This is a genomic window from Escherichia sp. MOD1-EC6475 (assembly GCF_003046645.1).
Classification (GTDB): Bacteria; Pseudomonadota; Gammaproteobacteria; order Enterobacterales; family Enterobacteriaceae; genus Escherichia; species Escherichia ruysiae.
On record NZ_PZKQ01000025.1, the window covers coordinates 104,050 to 116,186 of the forward strand.

The following is a 12,137-nucleotide window of genomic DNA, read 5'->3' on the forward strand; positions in this document are numbered from 1 at the left end:
GGCTTATGAGTCAGGACAGTAAAGTGTTATCCCGCGCTTTTCTCGGTATTGGTCTGATATTGCTCGTTATTTCTGCAATTATCTTTTATTACCATTTTACTTTTACCAAAAGCGCGGTTCATACAGAAGGAATCATTGTTGATGCCGTTTGGTACAACAATCACTCAAACGACGTCGGTGATAATGGTTCCTGGTATCCAGTGGTTGCCTTTCGCCCTACACCAGATTACACGCTAATTTTTAATTCGAGTATTGGTAGTGATTTTTATGAAGATAGCGAAGGTGACAGAGTCAATGTCTATTATCCGCATCCCGAACAAAAGCATGAGAATGATCCGCCAGGCAGCACCTCGACATTAGGTTTTATCTCCTGGGCTGCAGCGTTTGTCTTATTTTCCTGGATCTTTTACTACACGACACGTTTTATTTATGCGTTAAAATTTGCAGTGGCCATGACTGTCGCCAATATGGGCTATCAGGCTTTATGCCTGTATATCGATAATAGCTTTGCGATTGTTAAAATATCGCCGCTCTGGGCGGGGCTGATTGGAGTCTGTACGTTTTTTGCAGCACTGTTATGGACGAGTAAAAGTTAAAAGAGGCCGGTAAAGTGCGCGTGTATTATGCCGGATGCGGCGTTAACGCCTTATCCGGCCTACAAAACCCGCAAATTCAATTAATTGCGCCCCATCGTAGGCCTGATAAGCGTAGCGCATCAGGCAATGCTGCCTGCTTTATAAGCCCTTCAGCAACTTCTCAACAAACTCTGGCACTACCTGGCTTGCCGGACCGTAATATTTCTCGGCAAATTCGTTACCAACCTGGCTCGGTTCAAGATTCAGTTCCACGGTGTGCGCGCCATGCAATTTTGCTTCATGAACAAACCCGGCGGCCGGATAAACATGCCCGGATGTACCAATGGCAATGAAAATATCCGCCATCGCCAGTGCCATATAAATTTCATCCATGCCGAGCGGCATTTCACCAAACCACACCACGTGCGGGCGCAGCGGAGCCGGAAACTGGCAACAATGACATTTATCTTCTGGCGTAACATCGCCAGTCCAGTCGAGAACCTGCCCACTTTGTGAACAACGTACTTTCAGCAATTCTCCATGCATATGAATCACATTGGTATTGCCTGCGCGTTCATGCAGGTTATCGATATTCTGCGTCACCAGCAAAAAGCGGTCGCCGAGGGCATCTTGCAGTTTAGCCAGCGCAAGATGCGCGGCGTTAGGCTGTATTTCTGGCTGCTGTAACTGTCGGCGACGAGCGTTATAAAACGCTTGCACCAGTTCCGGGTCGCGATCAAAGCCCTCTGGCGTCGCAACATCTTCAACACGATGCTCTTCCCACAGGCCATCTGCGGCGCGAAAGGTACGAATACCTGATTCCGCAGAAATACCAGCCCCTGTCAGTACGAGTACTCTTGGTTTTTCCATTGCTTCCGACACCACTTTATCTCTGAAAAAAATACGCTGACGTAAACGCTCATGCAGGCGGCGTTTATTTTTACGAAAACGACTTAACCGATGACCCCGACGCGACAGCATAGCAACCTCTGTTGTTTAATCGGTTAGATGTAGGAAGGCAGCTCCACGCATTCCGCCTGCATCACCGTGGCGCGCGCGTTCAATACGCGGAACACGAGCTACAGGTAAGAGATGACGAGGCAGCCTGTCCGCCAGTTGCGTTGTGATTGCCGGGAAATTGGATAACCCACCGCCAATGACCACCAGATCAGGGTCAATAATGGTCAGGATGTTTCCCAGACAAACCGCTAATAGATCCAGATAACGCTCAACGTGCGCCCTTGCCTGCTCATCGCCTTGATCATAAAGCGCAATAATTCCGGGAGCCTGCAACGGTTGATGATAATAGTGTTGATACAGCCACGCAAAACCGCGACCAGACAGATAATTTTCAATGCAGCCATGCTGACCACAGCCGCAGCGGCGTAATGGGAAATCCAGCCCCATCATGGTTAACGCATCGACCGGCAGACGCATATGACCAAACTCGCCGGTAATGTAGCTCTTACCCGTCACCGCCTTACCGTTGAATACCAGTCCACCGCCAACGCCAGTACCGAGAATTAATCCCATCACCAGCGGATATTGGGTAAATTCATCATCCCAGGCTTCAGAAAGGGCAAAACAGTTAGCGTCATTATTCAGTCGCACATCGCGCTCAAGACGTGCGCTCAGGTCGGCACGCAGCGGTTTACCGCTGGCGGCGGGGACATTGGCGGCATACAGCGTGCCATCATCTGTTTCTGGCATTCCCGGAATACCGATGCCGACAGAACCTTTACAGCCAAAACGCTGGTCAGCTTCGGCTACCAGCTCGCACACTGCATCCAAAAATGCGTCATAGCTGTCACGCGGCGTCGGCACCCGCTTTTCCCACTGCAACTGCCGACTGCTATCAAACACACCTAGCGCAATTTTTGTTCCACCAATATCAAACCCGTAATACATTGCCGCTCCTTGTTTTAATGTACTGCCTTTACTGGCCGCTAAGGACTCGCGCAGGGTCAATATTACTGGCGCGCCGCGCCGGATACCAACTTGCCAAAAGACTCAGCAACAATGCTGTGACCAGTACGTAGAAGACGTCCAGCCAGTGCAATTCCGATGGCAGGAAGTCAATAAAATAAATGTCACTGGAGAGGAACTGATGGCCGATCAGATCTTCAATCCACTCGATAATCGGAGTGAGTTGCAGCGAAACCACCACGCCGATAATCACACCGCACAAGCTGCCGAACAACCCAGCCAGCAATCCATACCAGACAAAAATGGCGCGAATTAAACCGTCTTTCGCGCCCAGCGTTCTTAATACTGCGATATCGCCACTCTTGTCTTTTACCGCCATCACTAAAGTGGAGACGATGTTAAAACAGGCCACACCAATCACCAGTACCATCGCCAGATACATAATGGCGCGGATCATCTGGATATCACGATACATATAGCCGTAAGTGCCGATCCAGCTCTTGATATAAACATAGCTATTGGTCACTTCGCCCGCGTCACGCACCAGTTTGTTGGCGTTAAAAACATCCGTCATTTTAAGGGCAATACCTGACACACTGGAACCCATATCAAGATATTGTTGGGCATCCGCCAGCGGGATCATGGCAAAACTGTGATCGAGTTGACCGCTCAGCTGCAAAATTCCGGCAATTTGCAAGCGCACACGTTTTGGCTGCATCAGTTTATGCTCGGGATTCGAATTTGGGATCATGATCGACACCCAATCGCCCTGCTTCACTTTTAACGCATCCGCTACGCCTTTGCCGATAATAATCTGCTGCTCACCGGTTTTAAAATTGTTCCAGGCATCGCCCTGGACAAACGAGGGCAGCGCACTTAGGCGCTGTTCCTGTTGCGGATCAACCCCTTTTACCTGAAGCGCGCGCAGATTCGCACCGCTTTCCACCAGCCCCGTGAAGTTGATATACGGCGCAGCGGCGGCAATACCTGGCACTTTTTGCACGTTATTCAGTGCTTCCTGCCAGTTAGTCCACGGCTGATCCACCGCTTCAATTTCGCCATGCGGTACTACCGCCAGAATGCGGTTATTCAGTTCACGCTCAAAGCCGTTCATCGCGCTTAAGCCGACGATCAATACCGCCACGCCAAGTGCAATGCCAATGGTAGAAATGACGGAGATCAGCGACACCATGCCGCCACGCCGCCGTCCGCGACTAAAACGCAGACCAATTAATAACGATAAAGGCATCGCCATTACTCCGCCCCCATCAGGCTCAGTTCCGCCGTCAGACGACCATCACGCATTTCCAGTTGGCGGCTCATACGTTTCGCCAGTTGCAGGTCGTGAGTAACCACCAGGAAAGCGGTGCCCTGCAAGCGATTCAACTCCCCAAGCAACTGGAAGATGCTGTCGGCGTTACGTGCGTCAAGGTTACCGGTAGGTTCATCCGCCAGTACCAGACGCGGGTTATTAACCAGCGCACGGGCAATCGCCACACGCTGACGTTCGCCGCCAGAAAGTTCGGATGGACGGTGATTCGCGCGATGCTCCAGCCCCACCGCTTTTAACATTTCCAACGCTCGACTGTTGATTTCAGCGGGCTTTTTCTTGCCAATCAGCAGCGGCATAGCCACGTTTTCCAGCGCGGTAAAATCCGGCAGCAGGTGGTGAAACTGATAAATAAAGCCCAGCTTCTGGTTACGCAGTTCTGCTTTCGCCGCCGACGATAGTTTGCTCATCGGCTGACCGTTAAAAATCACATCGCCGGAAGTTGGCGTATCCAGCCCACCCAGCAAGTGCAGCAAGGTGCTTTTGCCAGAACCAGAGCTACCGACGATAGCCATCATTTCGCCTTCGCCCACGCTGAAACTGACATTGTGCAGCACGTCGGTTTGCACACTGCCTTCCTGATAGCGTTTGCACAGGTTGTCGCATTGCAACAGGATCTTATTCATAACGTAAAGCCTCAGCGGGTTGAGTGGCGGCAGCGCGCCAGGAAGGGTAAAGCGTAGAAAGCAGCGCGATAGCCATCGCCACCAGCGCAATAATAATGACCTGTAAAGGTTCGATAGCGACCGGCAGCGCCGCGCCATCAAGCAGGACGCCGATTATCGGCATCAGATTATTCAGCTGACTGGCAAGCAGTGCGCCAAGCGCCGCTCCAAGGATCGCACCAATAATCCCGGCGCTGGCACCCTGTACCATAAAGACCATCATGATTTGTCGCGGAGTTAAACCCTGCGTTTGCAGGATTGCCACTTCGCCCTGCTTCTCCATCACCATCAGCCCCAGCGAGGTAATAATGTTAAACGCCGCAACGGCGACAATCAGGCTCAGCAGCAAGCCCATCATATTTTTTTCCATGCGCACGGCCTGGAACAGCTCACCTTTACGGTCGCGCCAGTCCTGCCATTTACTGCCTTCTGGCAGTTTTTGCTGGCTTAACGAGTCCACTTTCAGCGGCTCATCCAGCCACAGACGCCAGCCGGTGATATTGCCTGCCGGATAACGCATCAGACGCGAGGCATCCTCAATATTCACCAGCATTTCATAGCCGTCGACTTCACTGTTAGCGGCAAAAGTACCAATCACATTGAACAGGCGCTGACTTGGAATACGCCCCATCGGCGTGAACTGGCTGGCAGAAGGCACCATCACGCGGATTTGATCACCGCGATTAACGCCCAACTGTGAAGCAAGCTGTTCACCGAGGATGACATTATATTTCCCTGGCTCGAGGTCGGCTTGTTTCACATTGACCAGATACGGGGTTAGCGGATCTTTTTGCGCCGGATCGATACCCAGCATGACGCCTACCGCCACGCTGCGTGCGCTTTGCAGCACCACATCACCAGTAGTGATAGGCGCGACGCGATTTACGCCGTCCAGTTTGACTGCCGTTTCCGGGAGTTTCTGCGGGTTAAGAGAGCCCTGCTCCGAAGAGAGGATCGCCTGTGGCATCAGGCCAAGGATGTTGTTTTGCAGTTCGCGCTCAAAGCCGTTCATCACTGACAATACTGTGACCAGCGCCATCACCCCGAGGGTAATGCCGATGGTAGAAAGCCAGGAGACGAAACGACCGAAGCGATCCGCTGCACGCCCACGCATGTAACGCAGGCCAATAAATAGAGCGACAGGTTGGTACATGAAATCCGTCTGGTTGCTGTTAGCAAAGACACGAGTATATAAGCGAAAGCAGGATGGGTAAACGCCTGAACTGTAAGTGATCATCAGGGCTAATCTGAAAAGCATCAGTAAATCAATCGGCTAAAGGGTCTCATTTTCTCATCGGCCTTGTGGCCTGATCTTTATCTGAAAAATAACCAAATACAGACAGATACGCATTACACCACGCGACTCGCCCCGCAGGATCAACAGCATGTTAAATAAAAGAGCGTGTTGTTCTGATGAAACAAAAAGAACTATGGATTAACCAGATCAAAGGGTTATGCATCTGTCTGGTGGTGGTTTATCACTCGGTAATCACCTTTTACCCGCATCTGACCACTTTTCAGCATCCGTTATCGGAAGTACTGAGTAAATGCTGGATCTATTTCAATCTTTACCTTGCGCCCTTCCGTATGCCGGTTTTTTTCTTTATCTCCGGCTATTTGATTCGCCGCTATATCGACAGTGTGCCGTGGGGAAATTGTCTCGATAAACGCATCTGGAGCATCTTCTGGGTGCTGGCGCTTTGGGGCGTGGTGCAGTGGCTGGCGCTAAGCGCACTGAATCAGTGGCTGGCACCTGAGCGCGATTTAAGCAATGCCTCCAATGCCGCTTATGCCGATTCCACCGGTGAATTCCTGCACGGGATGCTCACCGCCAGCACCAGCTTGTGGTATCTGTACGCTTTAATTGTCTATTTCGTGATATGTAAAATTTTTAATCGCCAGGCTCTGCCGTTATTCGCCCTGTTTGTACTGATGAGTGTGGCTGTTAATTTCGTTCCCACGCCGTGGTGGGGAATGAACAGTGTGATCCGCAATTTGCCTTATTACAGCCTTGGCGCATGGTTTGGCGCAACATTAATGACCTGTGTTAAAGAAGTACCGTTGCGCCGCCATCTGCTGATGTCTTCGCTGCTGGCCGTTCTGGCGGTCAGTGCCTGGTTGTTTAATATTTCGTTGCTGTTGTCGCTGGTGTCGATTGTGGTGATCATGAAGCTGTTTTATCAGTACGAGCAGCGTTTCGGTATGCGCTCCTCCAGCCTGCTGAATGTGATTGGTTCCAACACCATTGCCATCTACACCACCCATCGCATTCTGGTAGAGATATTCAGCTTAAGTCTGATTCCGCAAATGAACGCGGCGCGCTGGTCGCCGCAACTCGAACTGGCGCTCCTGCTGGTTTATCCCTTTGTCAGTTTGTTGATTTGTACACTGGCTGGCTTGCTGGTACGAAAATTTTCACAACGCGCATTCAGCGACCTGTTGTTCTCCCCGCCTTCTCTGCCTGCAACCAGTTATTCTCGCTAAGCCATCGCCCCAGCCGGGGCGATTCAATTTGCTAAACCATGTCGATTCCGGATAATGAACAGCATTGCTTATCAGAGATATGTCCCCATATGTTGAGGCATATCCTAACGAGAATCTGACAACCGTTATGCCTGAACAATATCGTTATACGCTGCCCGTCAAAGCGGGTGAACAGCGTCTGCTGGGCGAGTTAACCGGCGCTGCCTGCGCGACGCTGGTAGCGGAAATTGCCGAACGTCACACCGGACCGGTGGTGCTCATTGCACCAGATATGCAAAATGCTCTACGTTTGCATGATGAAATCAGCCAGTTCACCGACCAGATGGTGATGAATCTGGCGGACTGGGAAACCCTCCCTTACGACAGTTTTTCGCCTCATCAGGATATTATCTCCTCGCGTCTTTCCACCCTTTACCAGTTACCAACGATGCAACGTGGCGTACTGATTGTTCCGGTGAATACGCTTATGCAGCGCGTTTGCCCGCACAGTTTTCTCCACGGTCATGCGCTGGTGATGAAAAAAGGTCAGCGCCTGTCACGAGATGCATTGCGTACCCAACTGGACAGCGCCGGTTATCGCCATGTTGATCAGGTGATGGAGCACGGCGAATACGCCACGCGCGGCGCATTGCTGGATCTCTTCCCGATGGGTAGTGAGCTACCTTATCGTCTTGATTTCTTTGATGATGAAATCGACAGCCTGCGAGTATTTGATGTCGATAGCCAACGCACGCTGGAGGAAGTTGAAGCTATCAACCTGCTGCCCGCACACGAATTTCCGACCGATAAAGCGGCAATTGAACTGTTCCGCAGTCAGTGGCGTGATTCTTTCGAAGTAAAACGCGATCCAGAACATATTTATCAACAAGTGAGCAAAGGCACATTGCCTGCCGGGATCGAGTACTGGCAACCGCTATTCTTCAGCGAACCGTTGCCGCCACTGTTCAGTTATTTCCCTGCCAATACATTGCTGGTGAATACTGGCGATCTGGAAAACAGTGCCGAACGTTTCCAGGCTGACACGCTGGCGCGTTTTGAGAATCGCGGCGTCGATCCGATGCGTCCACTGCTGCCGCCACAATCGCTCTGGCTGCGGGTCGATGAACTGTTCTCAGAGCTGAAAAACTGGCCGCGTGTACAGCTAAAAAATGAACATTTACCGACAAAAGCAGCGAATGCCAATTTAGGCTTTCAGAAGTTGCCAGACCTTGCCATTCAGGCGCAACAAAAAGCCCCGCTGGATGCGTTGCGTAAATTCCTCGAGTCTTTCGACGGCCCTGTTGTGTTCTCGGTAGAAAGTGAAGGTCGCCGTGAAGCACTCGGTGAACTGCTCGCCCGTATAAAAATAGCTCCACAACGTATTATGCGTCTCGATGAGGCCAGTGACCGTGGGCGTTATCTGATGATTGGCGCTGCCGAACATGGTTTTGTTGATACGGTACGTAATCTGGCGCTGATTTGCGAAAGCGATCTGCTCGGTGAACGCGTTGCCCGTCGTCGTCAGGATTCTCGCCGTGCCATCAACCCCGATACACTGATCCGTAACCTCGCGGAGCTGCACATTGGTCAGCCGGTGGTGCATCTGGAGCACGGCGTCGGGCGCTATGCCGGAATGACCACCCTGGAGGCTGGCGGCATTACCGGCGAGTACCTGATGCTCACTTACGCCAACGACGCCAAACTGTATGTCCCGGTGTCGTCGCTGCATCTGATTAGCCGTTACGCCGGTGGCGCGGAAGAAAATGCCCCACTGCATAAACTTGGCGGCGATGCCTGGTCGCGGGCGCGGCAGAAAGCGGCGGAAAAAGTGCGTGATGTGGCAGCGGAATTGCTGGATATCTACGCGCAACGCGCCGCCAAAGAGGGCTTCGCGTTTAAACACGATCGCGAGCAATACCAATTGTTCTGCGACAGCTTCCCGTTCGAAACCACGCCGGATCAGGCGCAGGCGATTAATGCGGTGCTTAGCGACATGTGTCAGCCGCTGGCAATGGATCGTCTGGTGTGCGGCGATGTTGGCTTTGGTAAAACAGAAGTGGCGATGCGCGCCGCTTTCCTGGCAGTAGAGAACCACAAGCAGGTGGCGGTACTGGTGCCAACGACTCTTCTCGCACAGCAGCATTACGACAATTTCCGCGACCGTTTCGCCAACTGGCCGGTACGCATCGAAATGATCTCCCGTTTCCGCAGCGCCAAAGAGCAGACGCAAATCCTTACGGAAGTGGCGGAAGGGAAAATCGATATTCTTATCGGTACGCACAAACTGCTGCAAAGTGACGTCAAGTTTAAAGATTTAGGCCTGCTGATTGTCGATGAAGAGCACCGCTTCGGGGTGCGTCATAAAGAGCGCATTAAAGCGATGCGCGCGAACGTGGATATTCTGACGCTTACCGCAACGCCGATCCCACGTACGCTGAATATGGCAATGAGCGGAATGCGCGATCTGTCGATTATCGCCACGCCGCCCGCCCGTCGTCTGGCAGTTAAAACCTTTGTCCGTGAGTATGACAGTCTGGTGGTCAGAGAGGCTGTCCTGCGTGAAATTCTGCGCGGGGGACAGGTTTATTATCTCTACAATGATGTGGAAAACATCCAGAAAGCCGCCGAACGGCTGGCGGAACTGGTGCCTGAAGCGCGGATTGCCATCGGTCACGGGCAGATGCGCGAACGCGAACTGGAACGGGTGATGAATGATTTCCATCATCAGCGTTTTAACGTGTTGGTTTGTACCACGATTATCGAAACCGGGATCGACATCCCTACCGCCAACACCATTATTATTGAACGCGCGGATCACTTCGGTCTGGCGCAACTACACCAGTTGCGTGGCCGCGTCGGACGTTCGCATCATCAGGCGTATGCATGGCTGCTGACGCCGCATCCGAAAGCGATGACTACCGATGCGCAAAAACGTCTAGAAGCGATTGCGTCTCTGGAAGACCTTGGCGCGGGATTTGCGCTGGCAACGCACGATCTGGAGATTCGCGGCGCCGGTGAACTGCTCGGCGAAGAACAAAGTGGTTCGATGGAAACTATCGGTTTCTCGCTGTATATGGAGTTGCTGGAAAACGCCGTCGATGCACTGAAAGCCGGACGCGAGCCGTCGCTGGAAGATCTCACCAGCCAGCAAACGGAAGTCGAACTGCGGATGCCGTCGCTGTTGCCGGATGACTTCATTCCTGATGTAAATACCCGTCTGTCGTTCTATAAACGTATTGCCAGCGCCAAAACGGAAAGCGAACTGGAAGAGATCAAAGTCGAACTTATCGATCGCTTCGGTCTGCTGCCAGATCCGGCGCGAACCCTGCTGGATATTGCCCGTCTGCGCCAGCAAGCGCAGAAGCTGGGGATCAGGAAGCTGGAAGGGAATGAGAAAGGCGGCGTGATCGAATTTGCCGAGAAGAATCACGTGAATCCTGCCTGGCTGATTGGTTTGCTGCAAAAGCAGCCACAGCACTATCGTCTCGATGGCCCGACGCGCCTGAAGTTTATTCAGGATTTGGGCGAACGGAAAAAACGTATCGAATGGGTGCGCCAGTTTATGCGTGAACTGGAAGAGAACGCGATCGCATAATGGCAAATCGGGGGCGTTTCTGCGCCCCCATCCCCAACATTTACAAATTCTTTGCACTTCCCTGCACTATCCGACACTGCCACCATCCATAATTCAGACTTATCTTTTTATTACAATAACCTTATATTTATTATGGATTTTTGGTGATGATCAAAACGCGTTTTTCTCGCTGGCTAACGTTTTTTACGTTCGCCGCTGCCGTGGCTCTGGCGCTACCGGCAAAAGCCAACACCTGGCCGCTACCGCCAGCGGGTAGTCGTCTGGTTGGCGAAAACAAATTTCATGTGGTGGAAAACGATGGTGGTTCGCTGGAAGCTATCGCGAAAAAATATAACGTCGGCTTCCTCGCTCTGTTACAGGCTAATCCCGGTATTGATCCGTATGTACCGCGCGCAGGCAGTGTGTTAACCATTCCATTGCAAACTTTACTGCCAGACGCGCCGCGTGAAGGCATTGTGATCAACATTGCGGAGTTGCGTCTCTATTACTACCCACCGGGCAAAAATTCAGTGACCGTGTACCCCATCGGCATTGGTCAGTTGGGGGGTGACACACTGACGCCGACAATGGTGACTACCGTTTCGGACAAGCGTGCAAACCCAACCTGGACGCCGACTGCAAACATCCGCGCCCGTTATAAAGCCCAGGGGATTGAGCTTCCACCAGTCGTTCCGGCAGGACCGGATAACCCGATGGGCCATCATGCGATTCGTCTGGCGGCCTATGGCGGTGTCTATTTGCTTCACGGTACGAACGCCGATTTCGGTATTGGTATGCGGGTAAGCTCTGGCTGCATCCGTTTGCGCGATGACGATATCAAAACACTTTTCAGCCAGGTCAACCCCGGCACCAAAGTGAATATTATCAACACGCCGATTAAAGTCTCCACCGAACCAAACGGCGCACGTCTGGTGGAAGTGCATCAGCCGCTGTCAGAGAAGATAGATGACGATCCGCAATTGTTGCCGATTACGCTCAACAGTACGATGCAGGCATTTAAAAATGCTGCGCAAACTGACGCCGAGGTGATGCAGCGCGTAATGGACGTGCGTTCCGGAATGCCGGTTGATGTGCGCCGCCATCAAGTGAATCAACAGACGCTGTAAATCGCGAGCAAAAAAATCCCCGCAGCACAGGGTGTTGCGGGGAAAAAGCAGCAATAACAGGCATTAATGAGGGTTAATGCTTATTTATAAATTACTGCCGTTCCGTGGAGGGTATTCGGACCGGTTACTGAAGTTATACGGAAAGATTTAGCACCCATCTCATCCGCTTTTTGTGCCAGTTGTTCTTCCAGCGATCCCAGATTTGTCCCCGCGTTAGCACTGATAGTACCCACTTTTTGTTGACCTTCCGGTGTTGCCTGGACTTCAACAGCCGCAAAGCTGGCAAATGATATGGAGCTTAAAATCGCCGCAGCGATGAGGGTTTTTACGTTTTTCATAATAGTGACCTTATGCAGATGAATGGCGTCGCAAGCAATTACTTAACGATCGATAACTAAATGATAGATGTGATCTAGATCACATACAAGATGTTTTTTATAACATTCATTAATTAAATTAAAATTCTTTAAATTTCAG

General features: G+C 51.7%; 9 protein-coding genes and 1 pseudogene. 4 read left to right on the plus strand and 6 right to left on the minus strand.

The window, feature by feature from the left end:
- Positions 1–299: 299 nt before the first annotated feature.
- A pseudogene (locus A7589_RS23235) lies at positions 300–596 on the plus strand (DUF3592 domain-containing protein); the annotation flags it as partial.
- 138 nt (positions 597–734) lie between these two features.
- On the opposite strand, the gene cobB reads toward A7589_RS23235, so the two are convergent.
- From cobB to lolC, 5 genes are read right to left on the minus strand one after another with little or no spacing between them, the layout of a single operon-like run.
- Positions 735–1,556 (minus strand): Sir2 family NAD+-dependent deacetylase, encoded by an 822-nt coding sequence (gene cobB, locus A7589_RS08630; protein WP_000952723.1) that lies wholly within the window; start codon positions 1,554–1,556, stop codon positions 735–737.
- A gap of 15 nt (positions 1,557–1,571) precedes the next feature.
- Entirely contained in the window at positions 1,572–2,483 is a 912-nt protein-coding gene (nagK, locus tag A7589_RS08635) for an N-acetylglucosamine kinase (protein WP_000291313.1), read from the minus strand.
- Between the two features lie 28 nt (positions 2,484–2,511).
- A complete protein-coding gene (gene lolE / locus A7589_RS08640) occupies positions 2,512–3,756 on the minus strand; it encodes a lipoprotein-releasing ABC transporter permease subunit LolE (RefSeq protein ID WP_108188804.1) in 1,245 nt (414 codons plus the stop codon).
- Positions 3,756–4,457 carry a lipoprotein-releasing ABC transporter ATP-binding protein LolD gene (gene lolD / locus A7589_RS08645; protein WP_001033695.1) on the minus strand — a complete coding sequence of 234 codons (702 nt, stop codon included), beginning with the start codon at positions 4,455–4,457 and terminating at the stop codon, positions 3,756–3,758. Before lolD ends, lolE begins: the two co-directional genes overlap by 1 nt.
- Positions 4,450–5,649 carry a lipoprotein-releasing ABC transporter permease subunit LolC gene (gene lolC, locus A7589_RS08650; protein ID WP_000284717.1) on the minus strand — a complete coding sequence of 400 codons (1,200 nt, stop codon included), beginning with the start codon at positions 5,647–5,649 and terminating at the stop codon, positions 4,450–4,452. Before lolC ends, lolD begins: the two co-directional genes overlap by 8 nt.
- 260 nt (positions 5,650–5,909) lie before the next feature.
- On the opposite strand from lolC, the gene A7589_RS08655 reads away from it, so the two are divergent.
- The 3 genes from A7589_RS08655 to ldtC all read left to right on the plus strand — a co-directional run bounded on the left by A7589_RS08655 (position 5,910) and on the right by ldtC (position 11,660).
- Entirely contained in the window at positions 5,910–6,980 is a 1,071-nt protein-coding gene (locus A7589_RS08655; RefSeq protein WP_000810303.1) for an acyltransferase family protein, read from the plus strand.
- A gap of 127 nt (positions 6,981–7,107) precedes the next feature.
- Positions 7,108–10,554 (plus strand): transcription-repair coupling factor, encoded by a 3,447-nt coding sequence (gene mfd / locus A7589_RS08660; protein ID WP_010353633.1) that lies wholly within the window; start codon positions 7,108–7,110, stop codon positions 10,552–10,554.
- Positions 10,555–10,697: 143 nt separating this feature from the next.
- Positions 10,698–11,660 carry a L,D-transpeptidase LdtC gene (gene ldtC, locus A7589_RS08665; RefSeq protein WP_010353631.1) on the plus strand — a complete coding sequence of 321 codons (963 nt, stop codon included), beginning with the start codon at positions 10,698–10,700 and terminating at the stop codon, positions 11,658–11,660.
- 80 nt (positions 11,661–11,740) lie between these two features.
- Here ldtC and bhsA read toward each other — a convergent pair whose 3' ends face one another.
- Entirely contained in the window at positions 11,741–11,998 is a 258-nt protein-coding gene (gene bhsA / locus A7589_RS08670) for a multiple stress resistance protein BhsA (protein ID WP_000800144.1), read from the minus strand.
- Positions 11,999–12,137 lie beyond the last annotated feature (139 nt).